This is a genomic window from Rhizobium sp. L9, from assembly GCF_002531885.1.
GTDB lineage: Bacteria > Pseudomonadota > Alphaproteobacteria > Rhizobiales > Rhizobiaceae > Rhizobium.
Genome location: NZ_NWSZ01000019.1, coordinates 138,980 through 163,995, shown reverse-complemented (window position 1 = coordinate 163,995; position 25,016 = coordinate 138,980). Strand labels below are relative to the sequence as shown.

The following is a 25,016-nucleotide window of genomic DNA, read 5'->3' as shown; positions in this document are numbered from 1 at the left end:
CTGAAGATGCCGCTGCCGTGGCATGAAAAAAAGAACCAAGAACATGCAGAAACAGTGTACCATGAACCCATGGGGACTAAGCTTAGCCTTTCCATCGACCGCTCCGCATCGACATCGCTCTCGGAACAGATTCACTCCGGAATCAGGAAGGCGATCGAGGACGGCGTCCTGGAACAGGGAGCGCGCTTGCCTTCCTGGCAGGATCTTTCGGCCGAGCTTGGGGTTGCGCGCGGAACCGTCCGGGCCGCCTATGACAGGCTTGCTGCAGCGCAGCTGATCGAGGCTTCAAGGGCGGCAGGCACCCGCGTGGCGCAGCGGCCAGGTGCCGTTGCGGATATGCAGACGCGGGTAGATCCAGGTGCGTTCATGCAAATGTATCTGGAAATGACGCAGGGACCCGCGTTCTTCCAAATGGGTGTCCCTGCGACCGACGTCTTTCCCGCAACATTGTTTGCCCGTCTGTATGGCCAGGCCGTGCGAGCCGGTGCGAGCGCGCCGCTGCTCTACCCGGATCCGCGTGGGGAGCTAGAGCTGAGACGCGAGATCGCCTCCTTTCTGGCCATAGCCCGTGGCATGAACTGTTCGCCGGACCAGGTGATAGTGACCAATGGATATGCTGCAGGTCTGGGGCTTGCACTCGGCGCCCTAAAGCTGGCCGGACATCCCGCTTGGCTGGAGGAGCCTAGCTTTCCCTGGTCGAGAAGAGGCGTCGAACTGGCCGGTCTCTCAGTCGCACCGATCCCGGTCGATGCGCAGGGCATCGACGTGGAACACGGTATGCGCTCATGCCCCGGCGCGAAGCTCGCGGTTGTCACGCCGGGACAGCAGGCACCTCTGGGCCATACCTTGTCCCTGGGACGCCGTCTGCTTCTGCTCGACTGGGCAGCGGCGAATGGTGCATGGATTGTGGAAGACGACTACCTGAGCGAACTGCAGCTGACAGGCAGGGCAGCCCCCGCTCTTGCCTCGCTGGATCGAGCAGGGCGTGTCATCCACATCGGCTCTTTCAGCAAGACCATTAGCCCGGCGCTCAGGCTCGGCTTCGTCATCGTACCCCATGCACTGGTGCCGTTGTTCGCGGAGACGGCCGCCTGTCTCATGCCGGCGCCTGGTCCCGCAGTGCAGATGGCTGTCGCAGAGTTCATCAGGGAGGGCCACTATCTGAGGCACATACGCCGCATGAAGCGTCTCTATGCCTCGCGACAGCAGGCCGTGCTTGCTGCCCTTCCAAGCTCCGATTGCGTCGTTGATGTTTCGACACCGGGTCTCGCGGTCCTGCTCAAGCTGCGGGACGACATTTCGGACGTCGCCGTGGTCAGCGAGGCTCTCCCATTCGGTCTGTTTCCAGCACCGCTTTCGACGTGGTTCGCGTCGTCAGCAAGCGCTCAGCCGGGGCTGCTTCTGGGCGTCGCGAGTGCTCCCCAGAGAAATCTCCGCGAGGCCTGCCGCCGGCTTCTGGAGCTGGCCGAACGGTCCCGGCTTTAGGTGTGGCCACCCAATCACCGCGTCTTCCGAAAGCTTGCGCGATACTGAGCTGGAGTGACCGCGAGCCGTTGCGTGAAGACGGCCCGCAGCCTGTCGGCCGTGCCAAATCCGCAGTCGTAGGCCACCGTCTTCAGCTGAAGATCGCTACCCTCGAGCAGGTTCCTCGCGGCATCTACTCTTGCCCGCTCCACGAACTCATGCGGGGTGCAGCCTGTGGCCTGCACGAAGTGTCGAGCAAGGCTGCGTGTGCTCATTCCGACAAGGTTTCCCAGAGACTCAAGCGTGTGGCGTTCGCGCAGATGACAATGCGGTGGCCGAGAGCTTCTTCAATCTTCTGAAGCGAGAGAGGATACGTCGCAGGGTCTACCGTTCACGCGATGAAGCTCGCCAGGATGTGTTCGACTACATCGAGATGTTCTACAACCCGAAACGCAAGCACGTCAGAAACGGAATGCTGTCGCCCGTCGAGTTCGAGAAGCAGTAGAAAATCTAACCCGAGGGTGTCTACGAAACTCGGGGCTATTCAGCCTGCGCTTGACGCAATGAAAACGGTCTACGTTAATTAAGCGCGCTTACCTAAGCTTGAGGCTTATTTAAATAAAGGGGCTCTTGCTTAAATAACGGACGGAATTCATATTAGGCTATGTCTGATTCCGAATCTAATTTGCGCCTGGGCCGTTTTGTCAAAACAACGGCAGCGAGCGAAACAGTGCGGGCGTTCGTGCCTCCGCCATTGCCGCCCGAGCCATCCATCGATGTCCTTTCGCTATTGGAGCGCCTCAGTCTGGCAGAGCGTGCGCTAGGTCGCCTGGATGGCATCACAATACTGCTCCCGCGCCAGGAGCTATTCCTCTATATGTATGTAAGAAAGGAGGCAGTTCTTTCCTCGCAGATTGAAGGCACACAGTCGACGCTTTCCGATCTTTTGCGGTTTGAGACCGAGGCTCAAGCGGGGCAACCGGTCGATGATATTCGTGAGGTTTCCAATTACGTTGATGCGATGATGTACGGTTTGGAGCGTTTGGAAACGCTGCCAATGTCATTGCGCCTGATCCGAGAGATGCACGCACGACTGCTGCAAAGCGGGCGGGGAGGCACTAAGGATCCAGGAGAGTTTCGGCGCTCGCAGAATTGGATTGGAGGCACGCGACCCGGCAACGCACTCTTCGTGCCACCACCCGTGACGGAATTGGGTGGCTGCCTAGACGCGTTCGAGCGCTTCATGCATGACGATCAATCACGGTTACCGGCTCTGATCAAAGCTGGCCTCCTGCATGTCCAGTTCGAAACGATCCATCCATTTCTCGATGGCAATGGCCGGATAGGTCGTCTGCTTGTCACTCTTTACCTGTGCGTGAACGGCGTTCTACGCAAACCATTGCTATACCTCAGTCTTTACCTCAAGGCCCATCGAAGCGAATATTATCGATTACTGCAAGAGGTCCGTGAACATGGAAACTGGGAAGCTTGGCTAGACTTCTTCCTGACAGGTGTAGCCGACACCGCCAACCAAGCATTTGAAGCTGCCACTCGGATTGTCGATCTTTTCAAGGAGGACAGGGAGAAAATCACAGTAGAGAGCGACCGAGCCGGATCGGCCCTTCGTATTCACGAACTCTTTCAGCAAAACCCCTTTCATACGGCAAATCAGGTCGTTCAAATGACAGGCCTTTCCGCGCCGACTGTCAATGCAGCGCTCGCTGACTTGGAGCGTTTGGGGATTGTCGACGAGGTGACAGGTCGCAAGCGTGGCCGTGTTTTCAGCTACCGTAGATATCTTGCAATCCTAAGCGAAGGCACTGATCCCCTGCCTGCTACGTGACTAAATCACGGATCGCAAGTTCGAATCGCATCAAGAGCCTGACCAATTCAACAAAGCAGCTTTCAATCCGAGGCGGACAATTGGCCGCTGGTCGGCTCGTGAGTCCAGCAGACAAAGCCCACGATGCGACGGTCGTTTGGTGATAACGCGGCAGCAAGGCGGGTGCTACTGCCTAATGTTGTCTGATCGCCCCAAGCCGGACTAACGCATATCCGACGCCACCAATCTGAATCAAAAGGTCTGCTCTCATTTCTCTATCAGTGACCACCTTAATTTTGGTCCATTTGTCTACCTTGGTATCGAGCGGGAGTGGCAATCCTTCTCGCAGCAGGAGGGTAAGCTCAGGTGCTCTTTCCGACTTATAGATACAAATCCTCATCGAACGGAACCCTAACTGCACAGGTTTGTGACAGCTATATTGCAGTGCGTTATTATTTATTGCAATGCCGCAAAGCCATTCTGTGCAGTGTGCCGAGGTTATGTTCCCGTACTCCTGTCCATCTACGTATCCATCCGGCGTAGGCCGCGGGGTTTATGATCTCGGCTCGTCTGCCATGATGCGTTCGATCCTTTCGGGATCACATTGCTCATCGACGAGGAATTGCCGGACACCCCCCTCCCAGGTGCGGATATCGGCGAGGAATTCCTTTAAGCTCTCGATGCCCCGGTCGGTGAAGGTCGTGATGCCCTCTTGGCTGCCGTCATGGGCATGGATCATCTCGCCGTAATCGATGTTGTCTGAGTTGCTGGCGATTTCCTGGAGGAGTTCGAGGTTCTCGCCGATCAGCGAAGCAACATAATCGATCGTGTAGACATGCGTCGGCCGCGCCATCAAGCTGCTCTCTGCCGGGCGCTGCCCACGGCGGACCAGTTCCAAGGCAACAGTTCCGGCAGCCGTGATACGGGCAGGTTGGGCATGCGGGCGAGGATATCGGCCAGCCAAGCCTGCGGATCGATATCACTCATTTTGGCTGTGACGATCAGGGAATACATGAAGGCAGCGCGCTCTCCGCCGCGCTGGGAACCGGCGAATAGCCAGGCCTTTCTTGCCAGAGCGATTCCGCGCAGGGCGCGCTCTGCCGCATTGTTCGAGATGCAAAGCTTGCCGTCATCGAGGAGCCGGATGAAGGCTTCCCAGCGGCCCTCTTTCTCGAACATGTAGTTGATCGCCTTGGCGACGGGATTGTGCTTCGACATCTGAGCGCGATGGGCCATGAGCCAGTCGTGCAGTTCTTCGACGAGCGGACGAGCATGCAACTGCCTCGCTGCCAGTCGCTCCTCGGCGGACGTCCCGTTTATACCGCGCTCAATGTCGAAGAGTGCGTCGATGCGGGCGACAGCCTCAAGCGCGACCGGCGATATCTCGTGAGCAGGTTTGCCCTTGCGCACGTTGCCGGCGATGTCAGCGAGTTCGAAGAACTTGCGCCGCGCATGGCTCCAGCAGAGCGCGCTGAGCACCGGCGCGGGGCTGCGGTCGGCACGATAGAGATCGTTGTAGCCGCCATAGGCATCGGCTTGCAGTGTGCCATGCCATCCGGCGAGATGTCGATTTGGATGGGTCTTCTCGCGATCGGGAGAGAAGTGGAAGAGTGCTGCGGGAGGCGCGCCACCTGCGAAGGGGCGGTCGTCGCGAACGTAGGTGCATAACCTGCCTGCTTTGTTGCGCCCCTGGCCAGGAGTGGAACGGTGGTGTCGTCGCCATGCAGCCGTTCGGCGGCCAGCACATGAGCACGGATCAGGTCATGGATCGGTTGCAACGCCGTCGCGCAGGCCCCGATCTGATCGGCCAGCGTGGAAAGACTGAGGTCGACACCTTCCCGGGCCCAGCGCTCGGCCTGGCGGTTCAACGGCTGATGCTGGCCGAACTTCTCGAACAGGATCGTCGCCAGCAGGTTCGGTCCTGCCCATCCGCGCGGTGTGGCATGGAAGGGAGCCGGCGGCTGGCTGATCCTCTCGCAGTCCCGGCAGGTGAACTTCTCCCGCACCGTCTGGATCACCTTCCACTGGCGCGGAACGATCTCCAGCGTCTCGGTGATGTCCTCGCCCATCTTCACAATCCGGGCCGAGCCGCAGCAGGGGCATTGCTCGGGAGCTTCAATGACCAGCCGCTCGCGCGGCAAGTGTTCGGGAAACGGCTTGCGGCCAGGCCGACGGCGTTCGAAGGCGGAAACATTCGTGATCTTGTCTGCCATGCGTTCCGCCGCGATCTCGTCCTCAGTGGCGTCGGCCTCGAGTTCTTCGAGCTGCAATTCCATCTGGTCGATCAGCCGGGCGCGCCGTTCTGAACTCTGGCCATACTGCTCGCGGCGCATCTTGGCGATCTCGAGCTTGAGGTGCCGGATCATCGCCTCGGAGGTTGTCACGACGGCGCGCACCTGCGCGAGATCGGCCTCGGCAGAGGCGGCACGCGCTTCCGATGCCGCAAGTGCGGCGCGCAGTCTGGCTATCTCCGAAGCAGCGTCATCCATGGCCGAAAGCTACCATGCCGCGTGCCGAAAGCCCAACAAAAACAGTATAATGAAAGCGATCAGCCTGCCTTCGAAGGCCGCTGCGTCCAGCGCGGGTTGCGCCAGTCGATCCCTTCCAGGAGATAGCCGAGCTGTGCTGCCGAAACCGCGACGGCCGACCCGCTCTGGCTGACCGGCCAGACGAACTTTCCAGCTTCCAGCCGCTTCAGGTAAAGCGACATGCCGATCCCGTCATGCCACAGGACCTTAATCAGATCACCTTTGCGCCCCCGGAAGCAGAAGACCTCACCGCCATGAGGATCGCGACCAAGGCCTTGTTGCACCTTCAGCGCCAGGCTGTTCATGCGACAGCGCATGTCCGTCACGCCGCCTGCAATCCATACCTTCACCCCAGCTGGAAAGGCGATCATGACGCATCCATAACCGGTAGCAGACGGGCGAGGATGGTGGGATCAAGCGAGGACGGGATCGTCAGGCGACGACCATTCGGCAGGCCGATCTCGATCATCTTGTCGCCGTCCGACCGGAGCGGAGCGGTCATCTCGGGGAACGCCGCCGGCGGCGGCGAAATCGAAAGCGGCACGAAGCTCGTCGATGCAGAAACGCTCAGAAGACCGCTTCGGTATTGACGACGCCAAGTCGTCAACAATGATCGAGACACTCCATAGCGCCGAGCCGTCGCCGAGCCCTGTCGAAACCCCTGCAGACTTTCCTCAACGATCCGGACCTTCTCTTCGTCCGACCAATCTCGCCGACGGCCAAGATCGTCGGCGGACAAGAGTTCAATCGGGGAAATCACCGTAGCGCATGACATAAGGCATGGACTTAAAGCCAATCAGCAAATCACGGCAGACGGCCTTTGCCGGAGGGATACCCGTCTACTACCGCTTCTTCCGGCTATGCGTATGAGAAAGCACTGCCTTGACATCCGCCGCGCTGCGCCTTGCGACCAGAAAAACGCGCCCTTAAGGTTGGTGCCGATGATCTTGTCCCAATTTGTTCATCGATCTCGAGCGAGGGAGATACCTGTTCGTACCCGGCATTATTGACAAGGATATCGACAGCGCCAGCGATGTTTTCGAACTTGCTTAGCGTTTCGTCGATGGACGAAATATTTGTCACATCCTGGGCGCCCGTGATACAGGTCCTGCCAAGGGCTTCGATACTCGCTTTGGTTTCGATTAGCGAATTTTGATCGCGCGCCATACGCAAATAACGGCACCCGCTTCGGCAAGCGCCAGCGCAATCTATTGGCCCATGCCGCGGCTCGCACCAGTCACAACTGCCACTCTTCCTGCCAGATCGAACATCGTATTGGCCATGATGATCCCCTTGTTTTTGCGGGATAGAACCACCGTTCAACAATAATGTCTATACATGTACTAACAAAAAAGGGACATTCCGATTAGTCGACATTATAATCAGAAATCCCGGTCGGCAGCATGTTCACGCCGTCTGGCCTAAGCATTGTCGTCACCTTTTGTTTGATAGCCTTGCTCCACGCAAGCAGGCCTAACGTTCTACGCCTAAAGCATCCTAACTGGACAGCGCTTGCCTGAAGGATTTATGATTGTGGCACCGATCAATGCGATGCTTCTAACATGAATATGGTCAAGCCGCCTTTGCCGTCCGAAAGCAACCGAGAGGACAAGGTCCAATCGAATCCGGTGCGGCTCGGTGCACGCCTCAAGCTTGCGCGGCAGACGCGCGGCTTGACGTTGAAGGCACTGGCGCTGGCTGCGGATTGTTCAGAAAGCCTGCTGTCCAAGATCGAAAACGGCAAAGCTTCGCCCTCGTTGCCCATGCTGCACCGGCTGGTGCAGGCACTGGATTCCAATATCGGCTGGATGTTCGAGGAGACGGATGCCGATGAGGGGGTGGTATTTCGCGCTGGCACGCGACCGCTGATCTCGCTCGATCCGCTGCGGCGCGGCGAGGGCATATCGCTGGAGCGCATCATTCCCTATTCACAGGGCCATCTGCTCCAGTGCAACATTCACCATATCGATGTGGGCGGCGAGAGCGCCGGGCCGATCCAGCATGTCGGGGAGGAAGTGGGCTACGTTCTTGTCGGCGAGATCGAACTGATGATCGGCGATAAGACCTTTCGCCTGGCCGCCGGAGACAGTTTCGTTTTCAATTCCGAACTGGCCCATTGGTATCGCAATGTCGGAAACCAGCGCGCCTCGATTTTCTGGGTAAATACCCCGGCAACATTCTGATTTAACTCAGGAAAAGTTGCGAGTTAACTTTTGTGATTGCTTGCATTCAAGTGACTTGACAATAATTCAAGTCACTTGAATAATGCCCCTGTAAATTCTGTTGCCGCCAGCGGCTTCTAACAAGGGGAACCTAAAATGGGTCGGACCAAATATCTTCTCGGCTGCGCTGCAGCTGCAGCCATGACGCTTTCCATGGGCGTTTCCAGCGCCTTTGCCGATACATTCGCGCTCGTCACCATCAACCAGCAGGCACTGTTCTTCAACCAGATCAATGACGGTGCCAACGCCGCAGCCAAGGCTGCAGGCGCCGATCTCGTGATCTTCAACGCCAACAATGTGCCCGCGGCGCAGAACGATGCGATCGAAACCTACATCACGCAGAAGGTCGACGGCATCATTCTGGTTGCCATCGATGTCAACGGCGTAAAGCCGGCCATCACTGCTGCTAAGAATGCCGGCATTCCGGTCATCGCCATCGATGCGCAGATTCCGGAAGGGGACAACATCGCCTTCGTCGGTGTCGACAACACCACAGCCGGCGCCGAGATCGGCAAGTTCTTCTCCGATTATGTGAAGAGCGACATGGGTGGTGCTGCAAAAGTCGGCGTCGTCGGCGCGCTCAACTCCTTCATCCAGAACCAGCGCCTTGATGGCTTCAAGGCAGCCGTGGGTAAGGGCGGCCAGAAGGTTGAGTTTTTGAATACCGTTGACGGCCAGAACGTGCAGGACGTTGCACTGTCTGCCGCTGAAAACCTGATGACCGCCAATCCCGACATGACGGCACTCTACGCGACCGGCGAGCCGGCGCTGCTCGGCGCGGTATCCGCCGTTGCCAGCCAGGGCCGCGGTGATAGCATCAAGGTCTTCGGCTGGGATCTGACGAAATCCGCCATCGATGGCATCGACCAGGGCTTCGTGACGGCTGTGATCCAACAGGATCCTGCCGGTGAGGGCAAGGCCGCGGTCGAGGCGCTCGTCAAGGTCAAGAAGGGTGAAAAGATCGAGCCGATCATCAACGTGCCGGTCACCATCGTCACCAAGGCGAACGTCGATCAGTATCGCGAAATGTTCAAGTAAGCCGAACTGCCGCCGCCGCCCGGCCTGACGATCAGGCTGGGCGGCCGGGTTTCCAGCAAGGGCGTTGAATATGACCGACACGCAAGTCAGCCGCGTCCGCATGACCGGCATTTCCAAGCGCTACGGCGCTCTACAATCGCTCGACAACGCCTCACTCGACCTGAAGCCCGGGGAAGTCCTCGGTCTGGTGGGTGACAACGGCGCGGGCAAGTCTACCATCAGCAAGGTTCTCTCCGGCGCGGTGATCCCCGATGCCGGCACCATCGAGATTGATGGCAGGGAGGTTGCCTTCACCTCGCCGGCGGATGCGCGCGCAGCTCGGATCGAGATGGTCTACCAGGACCTGGCGCTCTGCGACACGATCGATGTCGCCGGCAATCTCTTCCTTGGTCGCGAGCCGAAACGACGGATAGCCGGCGTGCCGATGCTCGACAAGAAACTGATGCACGAGCGGGCGCGCGACATGCTCTCCAACCTCGGTATCGTCATTCCCGATACGCGAATGAAGGTGGAAAACCTTTCGGGTGGCCAGCGCCAGTCCATCGCCATCGGCCGCGCCGCATCCTTCAATCCGTCCGTGCTCATCATGGACGAGCCGACCGCGGCACTCGCCGTCGCCGAGGTGGAGGCGGTGCTCGAACTCATCCGCACCGTCTCGCAACGCGGCGTGTCGGTCATCCTCATCACGCACCGCCTTCAGGACCTTTTCCTCGTCTGCGACCGCATTCAGGTGATGTACGAGGGGCGCAATGTCGCCGAGCGCCGGATCGAGGACACCAATATCGAGGACGTCGTCAATCTCATCGTCGGGCGAAAATTTGCCGCCCGGTCCGCAGGCCATAACCGGGAAAAGGGCGTCTCCGCATGAGTTCCGAACCCAACGCCTATGCCAGCCATCCGCCCCGCATGCGCGAGGCAACGATCCTCGACAAGGTCGTGGCCAATGGCGGCGTCATGTCGATCGCGCTGTTCTTCGTCGTCTGTTGCCTGTTCTTTGCGGTGACGACCGATGCGTTCCTGACCGCGCCAAACCTTCTCAACGTCATCCGGCAGTCCGCCCCGCTGCTCATCGTTGCAGCCGCCATGACCTTCGTGATCACGACGGGCGGCATCGATCTTTCGGTCGGCTCTGTTCTCGCCTTGACGGCCACGCTTTCGGCGGCAGCCCTTCAGGCTGGTGTTCCCTGGCCGCTGGCTATCCTGCTGATGCTGCTCCTCGGCGGCCTTGTGGGCGTTATTCAGGGCTACTTCATCGCCTATGAGCGTATCCCTGCCTTCATCGTCACGCTTTCCGGGCTTTCCGTGATCCGTGGTTTTGCGCTGCTCATCACCGGCGGTTATTCGATCCCGATCGAGCCGACCAGCCCCTTCGTGGCGCTTGGCCGCGCCTGGGTGTTCGGCATTCCCGCTCCGGCGCTGATCGCCATCGTCATCCTCGCCGTCGCCTACATCGCCTTCAACGAAACCCATTTCGGTCGTTACGTCACGGGAGTCGGCGCCAATGCCGAGGCGACACGGCGGGCAGGCGTCAACACGCGCTGTGTCATCCTCTGGGTCTATGTGCTCTCGGGTACGGCGGCGGCCGCCGCTGGCGTCATCCTCTCCGCCCGTCTCGGTTCTGGCTCGTCGAATGCGGGACAGGGCTTCGAGCTCGATGTCATCGCAGCCGTCGTGCTTGGCGGCACCAGCCTCTTCGGCGGACGCGGCTCTCTCGTGGGGACCGTGCTCGGTGCGCTCACGGTCGCAGTGCTCGCAAACGGCCTTATCCTCTCGCACCTTTCGCCCTTCTTCACACCGATCGTCACCGGCTTCATTATCCTCGTCGCGATCTGGCTGAATTTCCGCCTGTTCCGCGGCGGCGCAAAGGGGCGCTGAAAATGCTCGATGATCTCTTCAAGGACGCGCCGAAAGCGCGCCATCCCATCGGGGTGAATTCCGGCGCTGCCATGACCGTCACCGGCCCCGTGCCGGTTGAGGATCTCGGCGTGACGCTGATGCACGAGCACATCTTCCTTGATGGCGCGACCAGCTGGATCTGCCCCTGCCATCCGGACGAAAAGGCAATCGCCGAACAGAAGGTCTCTATCGAGATCATCGGCGAGTTGCGCATGAACCCCTATATGAACCGGGACAATGTCTCGCTCGACGACGGGGATCTGGCGCTTGGGGAGCTCAAGCGGTTCCAGGCGCTCGGCGGCTGTACCGTGGTCGAAACGACCAATTTCGGCATCGGCCGTGATGCGGCAGGACTTGCCCGCATCGCGCGCATGTCGGGGCTGCGGATCATCATGGGCACCGGCTTCTATCTGGAGCACACCCATCCCGACTGGCTGAAAGCCATGGACGTCGATGCGGTGACGCAGTTCATCGTCGATGATGTCGGTGGCGGCGAGACGCAGCCCGAGATCATGGCCGGCATTATCGGTGAGGTTGGCGTCAGCCGGAATTTCACCGCCGAGGAGGAGAAGTCGCTTCGTGCTTCGGCGCGGGCGTCGCGCATCACCGGCCTGCCGCTCTCCATCCATCTGCCGGGCTGGGAGCGCCTGGCGCATCGCGTGCTCGACATGGTGGAAGAAGAGGGCGCGGATCTGCGCCACACCGTCCTTTGTCACATGAACCCCAGCCATAATGATCTCGATTATCAGATGGCATTGGCCAAGCGCGGTGCTTTCCTGGAATATGACATGATCGGCATGGACTATTATTATGCCGATCAGGACGCCCAGTCGCCGTCCGACGAGGAGAATGCCCGTGCCATCGCCGCCCTCATCGACAAGGGTTTCGGCGACCGGCTGCTTCTGTCGCAGGATGTGTTCCTGAAGATCATGCTGACGCGCTACGGCGGCTTTGGCTACGGCTACATCCTCAAGCACTTCCTGCCGCGGCTGAAGCGCCATGGCGTCGATCAGGCGGCTATCGACCGCATGCTGATCGACAACCCGAAATCCGTCTTTTCCGCCGTCGCCTAAGCGCTGGCCCATCGTTCAAGGAGTTTCCATGACCAAGAAAAAAGTGCTGCTCGCCGGCGAATCCTGGGTGTCGACTGCCACCCACATCAAGGGTTTCGACCAGTTCCCGACCGTGACCTACCACACCGGCGCGGACGAATTGCTGAAGGCCCTGAAGGATAGCCCCTTCGACGTTACCTTCATGCCTGCGCACGAGGCGCAGAAGGAGTTTCCGAGCACGCTCGAAGGCCTTCAGGCCTATGACGCCATCGTGCTTTCGGATATCGGCGCCAACACGCTGCTTCTGCATCCCGATACCTGGATCCACTCGCGCCGGACGCCCAACCGCCTGAAATTGCTGCGCGACTACGTTGCCCAGGGCGGTGCGCTCCTGATGTTCGGTGGCTATTATTCGTTCCAGGGCATCAATGGCGGCGCGCGCTTCCGCAACACCGCGGTCGAAGAAGTGCTGCCGGTGGCCTGCCTTCCCGTCGATGATCGTGTCGAGGTGCCGGAGGGCTTTACGCCGGTTGTTTCGGGCGATGCTTCGCATCCGATCCTTTCGGGCATTTCCGGCGAGTTCCCTTATCTGCTTGGCTTCAACGAAGTGACGCTGAAGGAAGGGGCAAACCAGCTCATGACCGTTTCCTCGGAATATGGTTCGTTGCCGCTGCTCGTCACGGGAACCTACGGCGAAGGCCGTACGCTCGTCTGGACGTCGGACGTCGGCCCGCACTGGCTGCCGCCGGAATTCATTGCCTGGCCAGGCTACAAGACCCTGTTCGAGCAGATGCTCGCCTGGGCAACGGACTGAACGGAAGGTCTTGAGGCCATGACCATCCATGTCGTCGGCAATGTCTGCGTCGATGCGAGCTTTCGCCTGGAGCGGCTGCCGCAGCCGGGCGAAACGCTGAACGCAACGGCTGCCGGCGAAGGCCTCGGCGGCAAGGGGGCAAACCAGGCCGTCGCTGCCGCCCGGACAGGGGCGTCGGTCACGCTCTGGGCGCCTCTGGGACGGGACGCGGCCGGCGACGGGATGGAAAGCCTGCTTTCCGCGGAGATGTCCGACCTGCGCCTCTCGCGCCTGGACCTGCCCAGCGACCGCTCGGTGATCTTGATCGATCGCCACGGCGAGAACGTCATCGTCACCGCCGCCGCCTGCGCAGAGGGATTCGATCCGCTGACAATGACCCCGATCGTATCGACCTGGCGCGCCGGCGACATGCTGCTGATGCAAGGCAACCTCGGTGCCGATGTGACAGCGCAATGCCTGAAGGCGGCGCACGCAGCCGGACTGCTCACGGTTTTCAATCCGAGCCCGCTCTCTGCCGAAGCGCTGGATCTGGCGGCGGTATCGCTTCTGATCGTCAATCGCCCAGAGGCCGAGGCCTTGACCGGCGAGACCGCTCCCGAGCGCGCCGCCGACCGCTTGCGCGCGATGGGAGCCCCCACCGTCATCGTGACGCTCGGCTCAGAAGGTGCCTTCGTTCTGGATGCATCTTCCCGGCTCCAGATCCCGGCTAAAAAACGTCAGGCCGTGGATGCGAGCGGAGCCGGCGATTGTTTTGCCGGAACCTTGGCGGGGCTTCTCGCGCAGCGCGTCCCTGTTTCCGATGCCGCAAGACTTGCAACACGGGCGGCGGGTTTAGCTGTCGGCCGTGCCGGTACCCTCGCCTCTTTCCCCACCTCGGCAGAGCTAGCCGCCCTTACAAAGACATTGAAACTGGAAAACGTGTGATCGCCATGAGCAACCCTATCGGACGGCAGGACAAGGACACACTGAGGACGCTTTTCGGGCGCGACAAGCCGGTGATCGGTGTGGTGCATCTGATGCCATTGCCGGGGGCGCCACGCTATGACGACGAAGGCGTCGAGACGATCTACGAGCGCGGTCTTTCAGATGCACGGGCCTACCTTTCGGGCGGCTGCGACGCTGTCATCGTCGAGAACCACGGCGATGTTCCGTTTGCCAAGCCTGATGATATCGGCCCCGAGACATCAGCGTATATGGCCGTTGTCGCCGATCGGATCCGCCGCGAGCTCGGTCGCCCGATCGGCATCAATGTGCTCGCCAATGCGGCGATCCCGGCGCTTGCCATCGCGTCTGCCTCGTCAGCATCCTTCATTCGCGTCAACCAGTGGGCCAATGCCTATATTGCGAACGAGGGGTTTGTGGAGGGAGAATCGGCACGCGCCATGCGCTACCGTGCCCATCTTCGCGCCCGTGGCGTCCGCATCTTTGCCGATGCCCACGTCAAGCATGGGGCGCATGCCATCGTGGCGGATCGGCCGGTGGAAGAACAGGTCAAGGATCTCGTCTTCTTCGATGCCGATGTCGTCATCGCCACCGGCCAGCGCACCGGCCACGCCGCCGATCTCGGTCATATCAGCATGATCAAGGAGGCGGCGTCGCTACCTACACTGGTGGGCAGCGGCGTCACGCATGATAATGCCAACGATATTCTGTCCGTCGCGGACGGCGTGATCATTGCAAGCGCCCTTAAATACGATGGCGTCTGGTGGAATGCGGTTGAGCTCGAGCGGGTCAAGCGGTTCATTGCAGGCCTTGGCCGATGACCCGGAAGCCGGAGGTCAACGCCGCGCGCCTGCTCGCGTCTGTCGCCGATTTCGCAGCGATCGGCGCGACGCCTGCCGGTGGTGTCAACAGGCAGGCTTTGGGCATCGAAGACCGTGCGGCGCGCCGGCTGCTCGCGGAGCGAGCGCTTGCCCGCGGCTTCACCGTCTTCCAGGATGATATCGCCAATCTGTTCATTCGACGGGAGGGCCGGGATGCTTCCCTGCCACCGATCCTCATCGGCAGCCACCTCGACAGCCAGCCGACTGGTGGCCGTTTCGATGGCGCGCTCGGTACGCTCAGCGCTTTCGAGGTGCTCGAAGCGCTGAGCGACGCCGGCATCGAAACCGACCGTGCCGTCGAAGTCGTCGCCTTCACCAATGAGGAAGGTAGCCGCTATTCGCCGGGTTGCATGGGATCCATGGCCTTTGCGGGGGTAGGAACTATGGCGGACTGGGAGCCGATACATGCGACGGACGGCCCGCGGCTGGCCGATGAGCTGGCGGCAACGCTCGCAGCACTGCCTGAAGCTGCATTGCGACCAACAGGCCACGCTATTTCCGCCTTTGTCGAACTGCATATTGAACAGGGCCCGATCCTCGAGCAGGAGGACGTGCCCATCGGTGTCGTCACGGCGGTGCAGGGCACGAAATGGCTTGAAGTTGTCTTCTCCGGTGTGGCCGCGCATGCCGGCACGACGCCGCTTGAATTCCGCAAGGACCCCATGGGTGCGGCAGCCGCCGCAATCGCAAACCTTCAATCGGCGGTCATGCCTGCGGACCCCGAGGCACGGCTGACGGTCGGCCGCATTACTGCCGAGCCAGGTTCCATCAACGTCATCCCCGGTTCGGTTACCTTCACCGTCGATATCCGCCATCCGGACGCCGCTATCCTTGCTGCGATGGACCAGCATGTGCGAAAGGAATGCGAGGCCGCTGGCGCCCGCTGGGACTGTGACGTTAGCGTCAGCCAGCGCGTCAACATGGCGCCAGGCCGCTTTTCACCAGCTATTACAGGGGCAATTGAGAAGGCCTGCAAAGCTCTCGGTCTCAAGAGCCGCCAAATGGTTTCCGGTGCTTTTCACGATGCGCTGTTCATAAACCGCGTAGCTCCAACAGCCATGATCTTTGTTCCGTGTCGCCATGGCATCAGCCATAACGAGGCGGAGTTCGTAACTGACGCGCATATGATTTCAGGTGCCCGGGTGTTGCTCAACGTGGTCGAAGCGCTGGGCTAGCGCCTATCGTTGTTTCGTAGAGGGGGACCTTTGGATTGACTCGCCCAACGCTCCCCTAGAGTTAAGCTCAAACGCCTTTTGAGTGTGGAACGATTGGCAATGGGTCGGTGGACGTTTTAGTTCTTGCCCTCTTTGCGGGCGAGCACGCCGTCTCCCCTCGATGGCTCCGTGGCTGGCCGGAAACAGATTTTCGCGAACGGCCTGGAGATCGGAGGGCATCCCGTTTGCGCCGCCACGCTGTCAAGAAGAGGAGATGGTTTCTTCTGTAGGAAGCGGCTCGGCCATGCCGGCATGAGTAACGGGAGCGCGTTAGCTGACAATCGGTTTATCCACCAGCTTTTCGACCAATCGTCTGAGTTCCGATGGGGTCGTTTGCCCAGCCACCACCTCGTGGTACCCGACCCCGGCGCGTCGAAGCGCCTCCTTCTTGACCGCATCGCGCGCGGCCGCGGTGCCTCGATGGTGTCCTCCGCCCTGATATTCGATGACATGCCGCGGTTGGCAATTGCTGTCCACGAGCAGTAAGTCGACACGCTTGGAGTTGATGCAACTGTAGGCGTCCGCATCGGTGCTTCGCAGGATTTCGCCCAACGACACCTGCGCCATGACCTGCCAGGAGGAATTGCAACTGATTACGATGCTGTCGAGCTCGCGAAACACGCGGGCTTCGCTCTTGTTCAGCAATGGCTGAATGGTGAAATTCGAGCGCATGACGATACGCAGTTGATCCACGGGGTCGACGGGTTTCACTAACTCCGGAGCTGGCATCGGACGCCAGGGTCGCAACAGGATGCGCTCGTTGCTGCGCTTTTTCTCGGGGCGTGACCTGTTTCTCTCCTGCCGGGATTGTTTTCTCGTCGTTGGTAGGAGCTGCTCAACGGCCATGCCGATGACGAGGCCGACAAAAAGCGCGGCAATCAGCAGTTCTGGCTTGTCGAGATCCGCAACAGTTATACCGCCCGACGCGGCTACTGCGGCAATTCCGATGATCAGCCAAGGCGCCACGAACAGCACCGACCTTTGGCGATAGTGCATGCCCCTCTCCAGATTTCCCGCCAGCATAGTAGAGCGCATGCCTGACCCGCGAAAAGTTAGCCAAAAGCGTTAGGGTCGGAGGCGGTCGAGTCACACGCTATCGAATTCATGATATTAGGCGGGCGATAACCGTAGCGCCTTTGTTGACTCCTTCTTTCACCCAGTCGAAAAGTGACTTGGCTATAGAGGAGATGTCTGATGGCTGATGAGAATAATACGCGCCCCGCTGCCGGGGCCGCGGAAACGGATGCGCCGATAAAAGCGGACGTTAAGAAGAAGCGTTCGCCGCGTCGTCGAAAGCAAGCTGCCGAACCGGCTTCTGCGGCGACCGAGGCCGTGACCGAACCGGCGCCGGCGGCAGGTGAGGCAAAACCTGTTGGACGGGGCAGGGGAAGAAAGCCGAGGTCGAGCGAGGCCAAGCCTTCCGATACCAAGGGCACCCTCAAGGGCAGAGGAAGAAATAAGATCTCCAAGCCTGCCCCGCAAACGGCAAAGGCATCCGCACCGGTGATTGATGAGCTGGAAGATCTGATCCAGCTTGAAGAAGAGAACAAGCGCTTGCGCAAATTGCTGGCCGACAAGCTGCGCCAGGAAAATACCGATCTGCGCAAACGGCTCGGACTGGATTGATCAGCACGCTGACATTTAGGTCGGCCGCCATCGGCTTCAGCCACCGCATCTTCAGCAGAAAAATAGTCGCCGGGCGCCTCCATCGTGCCCGGCCGACCTGCGAGTGGGGGCAGGGCGCTACGCAGCATCGCAGCCCGGCTTGATCGAGGTGAAATCCAATGAAAACACCGTGGAAATTTCTAGTCGATTTGACGTCTCGGCGACGAGCGGCAAAAGGGCCGGAGAGTTCGACGGCGCACGACACCGATCCCGCGGCCCTTGCTCACGGCGCGGACCAGACTCCGGCACCTCCTTTAACCGAAGTCACTGCCTCTGCAGATCACAACGAGGCTGTTCCGGTCGAGAAAGTGGCATCAGATTCGAATGGGCCGGAAGGCGATCGCGATGCAGCGCAGGCATTGGCACCGCCAGTCGTTGGTGACGAGGCTTTGACACTCTCACCAAGCGAAGCGCGTCGTTCAGTTGAAAGCGCCGATGAGCCAAGCGAGACAAATTCGAAGTCTCGGACAAGGTCTCCGCACAGTCGCGGTGAGCGGAGGATGGGAGCCCAGGCTAACACTGGCGCGCGGGCCGGTGTCGTGACACGTGAAAGTCAAGGCGTGCCTCGGTCGTCTGCGCGCGACGCGTTCTTCGACGATGTGGCAAGCCTTGATGAGGACATCAAAAAACTGAAAAGAGAGCTCGCCCGGAAGCTCCAGCTGCAGAACGCCCAGCTCAAAAAGATGCTGAAACGGTTCGACGTTAATTGAGAGCTCGGCACGGAATCTAAAGGTCTAATGTAAATATGAAAATACCACAGCGAAACTTCGTCGTCGAATTCAAGTCGGGTCGCCGGCGATTGACAACCCAGGCAAATTCGATCTGGGGAAACACCGATATCAAGGCTTTCATCCGTCAGGCAGAGACGGAAGCGCCGCACTTGTTCGAACCCAAGCACAAACTGGACGCTGTCGGCGAACCCGGCGAAATTGCGCAGGACCAGCGGTCAGCAAATCAGCTCGATCAGAACCATGACGCCGGCAATGAGTCCCAGTTGCCCGCTTCTTTGGTCGGACCGGCGCCAATCGATCCACCGCAAAACCATCACGATCCCGTCGGACCGATCGCGCAATCGAACAAACGTTCAACCAAAAGGCCGGTCCGAAAAGCGGTGACGCGTATAGGCGAGAGCCGCTCAGGGAATCATGTCGACAGCGCAAGGAATCAACTCAGGCAGGATTTTTCCGCCGCTTACGTCGAAGCACCAGTCGATGAATTAGCGGCGCTTGATGCGGAAAACCGGCGCCTCAAGTCACTGCTGATAAAGCAGCTCCGCCAGGAGAACATGCAGCTGAGAACGATGCTCGAGCGATTTGGCGTTGTCTGAGAGTTTGCCCCATCTGCCAGCCTTCGAGTTCGCCAATTTGGTTTAGCGGCTTTGACGCCGAGATAGGTTACGAGCGTCGTTTCCGAACTTCCCTAGTTCTTGAGCGTCGTGGTGCGCGCCAATCTTCTCCCCCTTGGAAAGCCTGCGTCGTGTGGATATGTCACGGTAAGTCGATAGCCGAAATCGCTGCCTTGGGAGGCAGGACCGTCCCAGAGATCGAGCACTTCCTCTAGCGGGCTCGCATTTTGGAGTGGCTGGCTCGACGATGCCGCGATCAAATTTCGCCGTACGACTGCAACGTTCCGAGGCGCGTGACCTGGTTGCCGCTAGAGCAGTTGGGCAGCGACGTGAGCGATTGTAGCCTCGATCTCTACACTATTCCCGGGTTCTGTGCACAATAGGCGCGCTTGAGGGAGCGCGCATGGACACTCGGTTCAAATGGCTGGTCGATTTCGGCTTGGCGCTTGGGTGCGCCTTCGCGCTCATCGGAATTGCCGGCACTGTCGTCCTCCTCTCGATGGCTCAGCCTGTCGAATGGTGTTCGACGGATGGCTGCAGCATTCAGGGCTGGGTCGGGGTGATCAGCAGCAGCCTTGCGACCGTCTTCGCGCTTGTCACTGTCGTTGTTGCGATGCAAGCACTCCGGGTTCAGCGTAAAGGATCGGAGGCGCAATTGCGCGCCTATATGATCATTGAAAGGGCGGAGTTTGACATGTCCAGCGATAGTGTCGATGTCGCCTTCAAGAATTGTGGGGCGACCCCTGCCCTTGACCTCGAAATCGTCCTCGACCTCGATATGGTGACCGATCGGGACGCAGTTCTTTCCGTTCCTCTCACTAATATGTTCAAATTTGGCGTTATCGGCCCCGACAAGTTCCAGACCCTGGATTGGATCAAGGTGACCTCCACGTGCCGAGCCTACCTGCTGGACCTGCATGCCGGCACCAAGCACATCTGCATCGGGGGATGGATCGACTATAGCGACATATTCGGCGCACGCCATCGGCTGACCGTCTATATGGCGTTGACGAGCGACGGAACCACGTTCCGCAAAAAGCTCGACATCATCAGGCAAACCTACGAAAAACCCCATCGTTCCGTTAGCGCGTCGAGACGTTATCTGTCCACGATTGCGCGACAGCGTGGATTCTTTGCCGTTCAGGGTCGGACTCGCGGTGTTCTCCGCCGTGCTGACCTTCAGCCCATTTTTGAAGGTATGAAATACGCCGGCTGTGTGCGGTGCGCTCCATCAAAAGTTCGTCTGACCCCATCAACCCAAGCGTCGTGCTACGAAAATCATAACGCCGGGCGATTTGAAACCTCAGGTCTGCACGGTGGAATATTGAAATTCCGAGCACGCACATGGACCTCTCGAAGATCAAGACGCTGATCGACTTTGTCGGACGATCTAATATTACCGAGCTGACCGTGACGGAAAAGGACGTGACGGTTCGGATTTTCCGAACGGCAGCGAGCCAGGAGGATGTCGCCGAACCCGAGCGAAAGCCGAGACCGATCGCCGGTGCGCCCTCGGGCGGCGTCGAGCAAACCTCCCATGCGGTGAAGGCGCCTGTTTTCGGCGTTCTGCACCGGACCCCGGCGCCCGGGGAACCCCCATTCGTCACGATCGGCGACGCGGTCGAGGAGGGGCAGACCCTCTTCATCATCGAAGCGATGAAAGTCTTCAACAAGATCGCCGCGCCGCGATCCGGGCGCATCACTCGCCTGACCGAAATAGACGGCGGCGAGGTCGAGACCGGCGACCTGCTGGCGGAGATTGCCTGATGCCGGAAACATCTGAACAACCCGCTGCCAGCCGACGCTTCGAGACCGTGCTCATCGCCAATCGCGGCGAGATCGCCGTCCGGATAGAGCACGCGTGTCGTGATCTCGGCCTGAAGACGATCGCCATCTGCTCGGAGGCGGACAGGGATGCACCATATGTCAGGTCTGCCGACAGCTTTCTCTGTATCGGCCCCTCGAGTGCAGCCAAGAGCTATCTCAATCAGGATGCTATTCTTCTCGCCGCGCGCCTGACCGGCGCCGGCGCCATCCATCCTGGTTACGGGTTTCTGTCGGAAAATGCGGCATTCGCGGACGCCGTCGAAAGGGCCGGGCTGATCTTCATCGGCCCGCCGGCTTTATCGATCGCAACCATGGGCGACAAGATCGCGGCAAAACGGGCGATGATGGCAGCCGGCGTCCCCTGCGTTCCGGGCCCCGACACCGCGCTGCCCGACGATCCCGCATCGGTCGAGCGCGTTGCGCTTGACATCGGATATCCGGTCATCGTCAAGGCGGCCGGCGGCGGCGGGGGGCGCGGCATGCGCGTCGTTCCGATGGCCGACCAGCTGCATGAAGCGATCGCTCTGACCCGCGAAGAGGCCCGCAAGGCCTTTGGCTCGCCCTCGCTTTATATGGAGAAATTCCTCCAGCATCCTCGCCACATCGAAATCCAGATCATTTGCGACGGCCATGGCAATGCCGTATGGCTGGGGCATCGAGACTGCTCGATGCAGCGCCGCCATCAGAAGGTGGTGGAGGAGGCGCCAGCCCCGGGGATCGCGCCTGAGATCATCCATCCGGTCGGCATGGCCTGCGTGGAGGCCTGCCGTCAAATCGGTTACCGCGGCGTCGGAACCTTCGAATTCCTCTATCAGGACGGCGCTTTCTACTTCATCGAAATGAATACGCGCCTTCAGGTCGAGCACCCCGTTACCGAGATGACGAGCGGGGTCGATATCGTCCGAGCACAGATCAAGGCGGCCGAAGGTCACGTTCTGGACCTCACCCAGGACGGCGTGACATGCGACGGCCATTCCTTCGAATGCCGCATCAACGCCGAGGATCCCGACACCTTCCTGCCGTCGGCCGGCGTCATCACCCGCCTGGTTTTACCCCAGGGGTCAGGCATCCGCGTCGATACGCATATCCATGCCGGCTACAAGGTCTCACCCTATTACGACTCGCTGATTGCCAAGCTGATCGTGCATGCGCCGACGCGGGCGAAAGCGATGGCAAGAATGTGCGAGGCGCTCGCCGGCATAGAGATCGAGGGCATCGCCACCAGCATCCCCTTCCTGCGCGACCTGTTCGAGGACCATGCGTTCGCGCGCGGCGAGACCGACATTCACTATCTCGAGCAATGGCTGAAGCTGCGGAGGGCGGCATGAGCGCGATCGATTTCAGCGATCCGGCCACCGTCGCACTGCTGACTCAGGCGCTGACGGCCGCCGGAGTGGGCGGGCTGGAAATCTCCCGGCCGGGCGCCCAGCTTCGCATTGTCATTTCAGGGGAGGGGGAGGCGCAGAGCAGCTCAACGAAAGCGACGCCGAGTGCACCGGGTTCCGCACCGGCCGTCGTGAAGGCTCCGATGGCGGGCCGGTTCTGCGTCGATCACCCGGCTGCCTCCGGCGTGTCCCAAGATCTGCCGCGGTCCCTGTCGGCCGCCGCCAATATCCTCGGCTTCATCAGGATAGGGGATGTGCTGCTCCCCGTTCGCGCCGGCAGTGCCGGTGTTGTGACCAGGCTGCTCGCCGAGCCCGGCGCGCTGGTGGGCTACGGCGATCCTCTGTTCGAAATCGAGTTCCCATCATGATCGACACGACGAACAGACACGCATCGCGACGCCAGATCGTTGCCGCTACCAAAAGCCGGCCACGGGTTTCCTCGATCGGCGCCAAGGCCTTCCTGCTCGAGGCGCCTGGTGAATTCGATCTTGCAGCGCAGCGGCGGATCTGGGCTCTGTCCCGGAGCGTGAAAGGCTGGGCGGATCTTGCGGAAGACATCCCCGGCATGACCAATCTGCTGGTGATCTTCAAGGAGACGCCCGAAGATCCCGATGCGGTGGTAGCCCGGCTGCTACAGGCGTGGGAAAACGCGCAGAGCATCGATCTCAAGGGTAAGATCATCGAGATCCCGGTCCATTATGGCGGCGAACATGCGACCGATCTTCCGGCCCTTTGCGATCTCTCCGGCTTGAGCGACCGCGAGGTTGTCCGCATCCACCACCAGGCCATCTATCGTGTCTTCGCCGTGGGCAGCGCCCCCGGTTTCGGCTATCTGCATGGCCTCGATCCGCGCATCTACATGCCGCGAAAGACCGTGCCGTCGCTGAAGATGGCGAAGGGCTGCGTGACCATCGGCGGCATGCAGACCGGCGTTGCCATGCTCACGGGACCGAACGGCTGGAATTCCATCGGCTTTGCGACGCTCGAGATGTTCGACCCGAATTCGCCGACCCCCGCCATGATGGCGCCGGGCGATACGGTGCACTTCCTGCCGGCAAGGATCGAGCTATGATCGAAATCCTGGAAAGCGGCCCGTTCAATACGGTGCAGGACCTGGGACGCCCCGGCTATCGCGACATCGGCGTCACGGCGAGCGGCGCCATGGATCCGCTGGCGGTCAGAATCGGTAATATTCTCGTCGGCAATGACGAGAATGCCGCCGCAATCGAGGTGCAGACCTTTCCGTTCAGACTGCGTTTCGAGCAGCGCACCGTCTTTGCGGTGACCGGCGCCGACGGCAATCCTGATCTCGACGGATCGGAACTCCTTCCCTGGTGCGCCTATGCCGCCGAGGCCGGACAGGTTCTCGAACTGAAGCAGCCGCCGCGGCTCGCGCGTGCCTATATCGCGCTTGGAGGCGGGCTCGATATCCCCGTCGTCATGGGCTCGCGCAGCACGTCTCTCCGTGGCGGCTTCGGCGGCAATGCCGGCCGGCCGCTCGTGAAAGGCGATCGGATCGCGCTCGGCGAGGACGCGGAAATCACCATGCTACCGGCCGCTGGTCTTGCGGCCGTCGAACCGGCCGTGGCGCTGCGCGATATCTTCCCGGCGCCGGCCGACGGCGTACTGCCGATCCGAGCTCTGCCGGCCGGAGAGCATGATCTTTTCGCCGGAGACGGTGAGCCATTCTGGCGCCAGACCTGGAGGATCTCCTCACGAAGCGACCGCACGGGCTACCGCTTGTCGGGAGAACCGATCAGGCCGACGGCATCGATCGAGATGCGCTCGCACGGCGTCGTGCCCGGCGTCATCCAGGTGCCGCCCGGCGGCGAACCGATCGTGCAGATGAGCGATGCGAACACTGCCGGCGGATACCCGAAGATCGCCGGCGTGATCGAGTGCGACCTCTGGCGGCTCGGGCAAGCCCGCATCGGCGCCCGCCTGAAATTCGTCCGCTCGACGCATGCGGAAGCGCGCAGGGTCGAACAGGCTGTTGCTCGCTATGTCGATGACATCAGGCAGACATCCGGCATGATCAAACGCGCCCTGAAGGCGATGGCATAGGGCAATGCGGCGGGAAACGCGTGAAAACGGAGACGCCGTCAAAAGGAGGAACTCATGAAGATCGATCTGAATTCCGACATGGGCGAAGGATTTGGCCCCTACCGGCTGTGCGACGACGAAGCGATGATGAAAATCGTCTCCTCGGCCAACATCGCCTGCGGCTTCCACGGTGGCGACCCCGACACGATGGGGCGCATGGTCCGGCTCGCCAAACAGAACGGCGTCGGCATCGGCGCCCATCCCGGTCTGCCCGACCGGTTCGGCTTCGGCCGGCGCGAAATACCGTTTTCGGCGGACGAGCTCCGCCAGCAGATGCTCTACCAGCTCGGCGCCCTGATGGCCATCGCCAGGAGCGAGCGGGTCGCCGTGTCCCATCTCAGCTTCCATGCCGCCATGGGCAATATGGTCAACCGTGATCCTGTTATCGCCGACCTGATGATGGATGCGATCGCCACCGTCGACCGCGGTCTCGTGGTCTTCGTCACTTCGGGCAGCGAGATCGAATTGGCGGCCATACGTGCGCGCCTGAAGACGTTGGCACTTTTCCTCGCGGACCGTGCCTATGATGCCGATGGCAAACTCGTCCAGCGCGGGCTCCCGGGCGCCGTCGTCAAGGATGAAGCTTCAGTGCGTGCGCGCGTGCGGCAATTCCTGCTCGACGGAACTGTCCGAACGATCGACGGAGCCGTGATCGCCATGCCGGCGCGCTCCATTCTCGTTCACAGCGATACGCCCGGCGCCCTCGAACTTGCCGGCATCGTGCGCGGCGAGATCGAAACCACCGGCGCCACGCTTGCTTCCGCCGCCGAACTCGCCGAGTGACACATCCCGATCGCCTGCTGGCGGTCCATAACTCC

General features: G+C 60.6%; 27 protein-coding genes and 4 pseudogenes. 22 read left to right on the top strand and 9 right to left on the bottom strand.

Annotation, left to right across the window (positions count from 1 at the left end; all coding sequences use genetic code 11):
• Positions 1-69: 69 nt before the first annotated feature.
• A complete protein-coding gene (locus tag CO660_RS20235) occupies positions 70-1,485 on the top strand; it encodes a PLP-dependent aminotransferase family protein (RefSeq protein WP_097600238.1) in 1,416 nt (471 codons plus the stop codon).
• Between the two features lie 14 nt (positions 1,486-1,499).
• Here CO660_RS20235 and CO660_RS20230 read toward each other — a convergent pair.
• Positions 1,500-1,787, bottom strand: a pseudogene (locus tag CO660_RS20230) (helix-turn-helix domain-containing protein); the annotation flags it as partial.
• On the opposite strand from CO660_RS20230, the pseudogene CO660_RS20225 reads away from it, so the two are divergent.
• A pseudogene (locus CO660_RS20225) lies at positions 1,787-1,969 on the top strand (IS3 family transposase); the annotation flags it as partial. The pseudogenes CO660_RS20230 and CO660_RS20225 overlap by 1 nt on opposite strands.
• A gap of 159 nt (positions 1,970-2,128) precedes the next feature.
• Positions 2,129-3,307, top strand: coding sequence for a Fic family protein (locus CO660_RS20220; RefSeq protein ID WP_097600237.1), 1,179 nt, complete (start codon positions 2,129-2,131; stop codon positions 3,305-3,307).
• Positions 3,308-3,839: 532 nt separating this feature from the next.
• Here the strand turns inward: CO660_RS20220 and CO660_RS20215 are convergent.
• The 7 genes and pseudogenes from CO660_RS20215 to CO660_RS20195 form a co-directional block, all read right to left on the bottom strand.
• The gene (locus CO660_RS20215; RefSeq protein WP_097600236.1) at positions 3,840-4,139 is read right to left on the bottom strand and encodes a hypothetical protein; all 300 of its coding nucleotides are present in this window, start codon (positions 4,137-4,139) and stop codon (positions 3,840-3,842) included.
• Positions 4,139-4,273: a transposase domain-containing protein gene (locus tag CO660_RS33900; RefSeq protein ID WP_245421353.1), complete on the bottom strand. Its 135-nt coding sequence runs from the start codon at positions 4,271-4,273 to the stop codon at positions 4,139-4,141. Before CO660_RS33900 ends, CO660_RS20215 begins: the two co-directional genes overlap by 1 nt.
• Positions 4,274-4,285: 12 nt before the next feature.
• A pseudogene (locus CO660_RS20210) lies at positions 4,286-5,619 on the bottom strand (IS66 family transposase); the annotation flags it as partial.
• 215 nt (positions 5,620-5,834) lie between these two features.
• On the bottom strand, positions 5,835-6,185 hold the full coding sequence (tnpB, locus tag CO660_RS20205; protein WP_097600234.1) for an IS66 family insertion sequence element accessory protein TnpB: 351 nt from the start codon (positions 6,183-6,185) through the stop codon (positions 5,835-5,837).
• Positions 6,182-6,316, bottom strand: coding sequence for a hypothetical protein (locus CO660_RS34335; RefSeq protein WP_280952998.1), 135 nt, complete (start codon positions 6,314-6,316; stop codon positions 6,182-6,184). The genes tnpB and CO660_RS34335 overlap by 4 nt, the downstream gene beginning before the upstream one ends.
• Positions 6,317-6,424: 108 nt before the next feature.
• Positions 6,425-6,589 (bottom strand): annotated as a pseudogene (locus CO660_RS33895) (transposase); the annotation flags it as partial.
• 83 nt (positions 6,590-6,672) lie between these two features.
• Entirely contained in the window at positions 6,673-6,981 is a 309-nt protein-coding gene (locus CO660_RS20195; RefSeq protein ID WP_245421352.1) for an SDR family NAD(P)-dependent oxidoreductase, read from the bottom strand.
• 395 nt (positions 6,982-7,376) lie between these two features.
• Between CO660_RS20195 and CO660_RS20190 the strand changes: the two genes are divergently transcribed.
• From CO660_RS20190 to CO660_RS20150, 9 genes are all read left to right on the top strand, one after another.
• Positions 7,377-7,997, top strand: coding sequence for a cupin domain-containing protein (locus CO660_RS20190; RefSeq protein WP_245421348.1), 621 nt, complete (start codon positions 7,377-7,379; stop codon positions 7,995-7,997).
• 135 nt (positions 7,998-8,132) lie between these two features.
• On the top strand, positions 8,133-9,074 hold the full coding sequence (locus CO660_RS20185; protein WP_097600232.1) for a substrate-binding domain-containing protein: 942 nt from the start codon (positions 8,133-8,135) through the stop codon (positions 9,072-9,074).
• Positions 9,075-9,144: 70 nt separating this feature from the next.
• Complete coding sequence (locus CO660_RS20180; RefSeq protein ID WP_097600231.1) at positions 9,145-9,942, top strand: ATP-binding cassette domain-containing protein; 798 nt, start codon at positions 9,145-9,147, stop codon at positions 9,940-9,942.
• A 38-nt stretch (positions 9,943-9,980) separates the two neighbouring features.
• The gene (locus CO660_RS20175; protein ID WP_245421351.1) at positions 9,981-10,949 is read left to right on the top strand and encodes an ABC transporter permease; all 969 of its coding nucleotides are present in this window, start codon (positions 9,981-9,983) and stop codon (positions 10,947-10,949) included.
• Positions 10,950-10,951: 2 nt separating this feature from the next.
• Complete coding sequence (locus CO660_RS20170) at positions 10,952-12,043, top strand: phosphotriesterase (protein ID WP_097600229.1); 1,092 nt, start codon at positions 10,952-10,954, stop codon at positions 12,041-12,043.
• Positions 12,044-12,071: 28 nt separating this feature from the next.
• Positions 12,072-12,836: a glutamine amidotransferase gene (locus tag CO660_RS20165; RefSeq protein ID WP_097600228.1), complete on the top strand. Its 765-nt coding sequence runs from the start codon at positions 12,072-12,074 to the stop codon at positions 12,834-12,836.
• A gap of 18 nt (positions 12,837-12,854) precedes the next feature.
• Positions 12,855-13,760, top strand: a complete 906-nt coding sequence (locus CO660_RS20160) for a ribokinase (protein ID WP_097600227.1) — start codon at positions 12,855-12,857, stop codon at positions 13,758-13,760.
• Positions 13,761-13,765: 5 nt separating this feature from the next.
• A complete protein-coding gene (locus CO660_RS20155) occupies positions 13,766-14,599 on the top strand; it encodes a BtpA/SgcQ family protein (protein WP_097600262.1) in 834 nt (277 codons plus the stop codon).
• Positions 14,596-15,834, top strand: a complete 1,239-nt coding sequence (locus tag CO660_RS20150) for a Zn-dependent hydrolase (RefSeq protein ID WP_097600226.1) — start codon at positions 14,596-14,598, stop codon at positions 15,832-15,834. Before CO660_RS20155 ends, CO660_RS20150 begins: the two co-directional genes overlap by 4 nt.
• Positions 15,835-16,143: 309 nt before the next feature.
• On the opposite strand, the gene CO660_RS20145 is transcribed toward CO660_RS20150, so the two are convergent.
• Positions 16,144-16,869: a DUF2726 domain-containing protein gene (locus CO660_RS20145; protein WP_097600225.1), complete on the bottom strand. Its 726-nt coding sequence runs from the start codon at positions 16,867-16,869 to the stop codon at positions 16,144-16,146.
• A gap of 198 nt (positions 16,870-17,067) precedes the next feature.
• Here CO660_RS20145 and CO660_RS20140 point away from each other — a divergent pair, with 198 nt between their 5' ends.
• The 10 genes from CO660_RS20140 (at position 17,068) to CO660_RS20095 (ending at position 24,981) form a co-directional block, all read left to right on the top strand.
• The gene (locus CO660_RS20140; RefSeq protein WP_097600224.1) at positions 17,068-17,499 is read left to right on the top strand and encodes a SyrB2 regulator; all 432 of its coding nucleotides are present in this window, start codon (positions 17,068-17,070) and stop codon (positions 17,497-17,499) included.
• 158 nt (positions 17,500-17,657) lie between these two features.
• Entirely contained in the window at positions 17,658-18,248 is a 591-nt protein-coding gene (locus CO660_RS32860; RefSeq protein ID WP_141504886.1) for a hypothetical protein, read from the top strand.
• 35 nt (positions 18,249-18,283) lie between these two features.
• A complete protein-coding gene (locus tag CO660_RS20130) occupies positions 18,284-18,865 on the top strand; it encodes a hypothetical protein (protein WP_097600222.1) in 582 nt (193 codons plus the stop codon).
• Positions 18,866-19,286: 421 nt separating this feature from the next.
• Positions 19,287-20,255: a hypothetical protein gene (locus tag CO660_RS20125; RefSeq protein ID WP_097600221.1), complete on the top strand. Its 969-nt coding sequence runs from the start codon at positions 19,287-19,289 to the stop codon at positions 20,253-20,255.
• Positions 20,228-20,650, top strand: coding sequence for a biotin/lipoyl-containing protein (locus CO660_RS20120; RefSeq protein ID WP_097600220.1), 423 nt, complete (start codon positions 20,228-20,230; stop codon positions 20,648-20,650). The genes CO660_RS20125 and CO660_RS20120 overlap by 28 nt, the downstream gene beginning before the upstream one ends.
• Positions 20,650-22,038, top strand: coding sequence for an acetyl-CoA carboxylase biotin carboxylase subunit (locus CO660_RS20115; protein ID WP_097600219.1), 1,389 nt, complete (start codon positions 20,650-20,652; stop codon positions 22,036-22,038). Before CO660_RS20120 ends, CO660_RS20115 begins: the two co-directional genes overlap by 1 nt.
• Positions 22,035-22,463 (top strand): acetyl-CoA carboxylase, encoded by a 429-nt coding sequence (locus CO660_RS20110; protein WP_097600218.1) that lies wholly within the window; start codon positions 22,035-22,037, stop codon positions 22,461-22,463. The genes CO660_RS20115 and CO660_RS20110 overlap by 4 nt, the downstream gene beginning before the upstream one ends.
• The gene (gene pxpB / locus CO660_RS20105; RefSeq protein ID WP_097600217.1) at positions 22,460-23,167 is read left to right on the top strand and encodes a 5-oxoprolinase subunit PxpB; all 708 of its coding nucleotides are present in this window, start codon (positions 22,460-22,462) and stop codon (positions 23,165-23,167) included. Before CO660_RS20110 ends, pxpB begins: the two co-directional genes overlap by 4 nt.
• A complete protein-coding gene (locus CO660_RS20100) occupies positions 23,164-24,159 on the top strand; it encodes a biotin-dependent carboxyltransferase family protein (protein WP_097600216.1) in 996 nt (331 codons plus the stop codon). Before pxpB ends, CO660_RS20100 begins: the two co-directional genes overlap by 4 nt.
• A gap of 54 nt (positions 24,160-24,213) precedes the next feature.
• The gene (locus CO660_RS20095) at positions 24,214-24,981 is read left to right on the top strand and encodes a 5-oxoprolinase subunit PxpA (protein ID WP_097600215.1); all 768 of its coding nucleotides are present in this window, start codon (positions 24,214-24,216) and stop codon (positions 24,979-24,981) included.
• The last annotated feature ends 35 nt before the right edge of the window (positions 24,982-25,016 follow it).

Excerpts from the sequence above, each read along its gene's own strand:
- CO660_RS20235 (WP_097600238.1), top strand. The coding sequence starts at position 70 with ATGGGGACTAAGCTTAGCCTTTCCATCGACCGCTCCGCATCGACATCG.
- CO660_RS20220 (WP_097600237.1), top strand. The coding sequence starts at position 2,129 with ATGTCTGATTCCGAATCTAATTTGCGCCTGGGCCGTTTTGTCAAAACA.
- CO660_RS20215 (WP_097600236.1), bottom strand. The coding sequence starts at position 4,139 with ATGGCGCGGCCGACGCATGTCTACACGATCGATTATGTTGCTTCGCTG.
- CO660_RS33900 (WP_245421353.1), bottom strand. The coding sequence starts at position 4,273 with ATGAGTGATATCGATCCGCAGGCTTGGCTGGCCGATATCCTCGCCCGC.
- tnpB (WP_097600234.1), bottom strand. The coding sequence starts at position 6,185 with ATGATCGCCTTTCCAGCTGGGGTGAAGGTATGGATTGCAGGCGGCGTG.
- CO660_RS34335 (WP_280952998.1), bottom strand. The coding sequence starts at position 6,316 with ATGACCGCTCCGCTCCGGTCGGACGGCGACAAGATGATCGAGATCGGC.
- CO660_RS20195 (WP_245421352.1), bottom strand. The coding sequence starts at position 6,981 with ATGGCGCGCGATCAAAATTCGCTAATCGAAACCAAAGCGAGTATCGAA.
- CO660_RS20190 (WP_245421348.1), top strand. The coding sequence starts at position 7,377 with ATGAATATGGTCAAGCCGCCTTTGCCGTCCGAAAGCAACCGAGAGGAC.
- CO660_RS20185 (WP_097600232.1), top strand. The coding sequence starts at position 8,133 with ATGGGTCGGACCAAATATCTTCTCGGCTGCGCTGCAGCTGCAGCCATG.
- CO660_RS20180 (WP_097600231.1), top strand. The coding sequence starts at position 9,145 with ATGACCGACACGCAAGTCAGCCGCGTCCGCATGACCGGCATTTCCAAG.
- CO660_RS20175 (WP_245421351.1), top strand. The coding sequence starts at position 9,981 with ATGCGCGAGGCAACGATCCTCGACAAGGTCGTGGCCAATGGCGGCGTC.
- CO660_RS20170 (WP_097600229.1), top strand. The coding sequence starts at position 10,952 with ATGCTCGATGATCTCTTCAAGGACGCGCCGAAAGCGCGCCATCCCATC.
- CO660_RS20165 (WP_097600228.1), top strand. The coding sequence starts at position 12,072 with ATGACCAAGAAAAAAGTGCTGCTCGCCGGCGAATCCTGGGTGTCGACT.
- CO660_RS20160 (WP_097600227.1), top strand. The coding sequence starts at position 12,855 with ATGACCATCCATGTCGTCGGCAATGTCTGCGTCGATGCGAGCTTTCGC.
- CO660_RS20155 (WP_097600262.1), top strand. The coding sequence starts at position 13,766 with ATGAGCAACCCTATCGGACGGCAGGACAAGGACACACTGAGGACGCTT.
- CO660_RS20150 (WP_097600226.1), top strand. The coding sequence starts at position 14,596 with ATGACCCGGAAGCCGGAGGTCAACGCCGCGCGCCTGCTCGCGTCTGTC.
- CO660_RS20145 (WP_097600225.1), bottom strand. The coding sequence starts at position 16,869 with ATGCACTATCGCCAAAGGTCGGTGCTGTTCGTGGCGCCTTGGCTGATC.
- CO660_RS20140 (WP_097600224.1), top strand. The coding sequence starts at position 17,068 with ATGGCTGATGAGAATAATACGCGCCCCGCTGCCGGGGCCGCGGAAACG.
- CO660_RS32860 (WP_141504886.1), top strand. The coding sequence starts at position 17,658 with ATGAAAACACCGTGGAAATTTCTAGTCGATTTGACGTCTCGGCGACGA.
- CO660_RS20130 (WP_097600222.1), top strand. The coding sequence starts at position 18,284 with ATGAAAATACCACAGCGAAACTTCGTCGTCGAATTCAAGTCGGGTCGC.
- CO660_RS20125 (WP_097600221.1), top strand. The coding sequence starts at position 19,287 with ATGGACACTCGGTTCAAATGGCTGGTCGATTTCGGCTTGGCGCTTGGG.
- CO660_RS20120 (WP_097600220.1), top strand. The coding sequence starts at position 20,228 with ATGGACCTCTCGAAGATCAAGACGCTGATCGACTTTGTCGGACGATCT.
- CO660_RS20115 (WP_097600219.1), top strand. The coding sequence starts at position 20,650 with ATGCCGGAAACATCTGAACAACCCGCTGCCAGCCGACGCTTCGAGACC.
- CO660_RS20110 (WP_097600218.1), top strand. The coding sequence starts at position 22,035 with ATGAGCGCGATCGATTTCAGCGATCCGGCCACCGTCGCACTGCTGACT.
- pxpB (WP_097600217.1), top strand. The coding sequence starts at position 22,460 with ATGATCGACACGACGAACAGACACGCATCGCGACGCCAGATCGTTGCC.
- CO660_RS20100 (WP_097600216.1), top strand. The coding sequence starts at position 23,164 with ATGATCGAAATCCTGGAAAGCGGCCCGTTCAATACGGTGCAGGACCTG.
- CO660_RS20095 (WP_097600215.1), top strand. The coding sequence starts at position 24,214 with ATGAAGATCGATCTGAATTCCGACATGGGCGAAGGATTTGGCCCCTAC.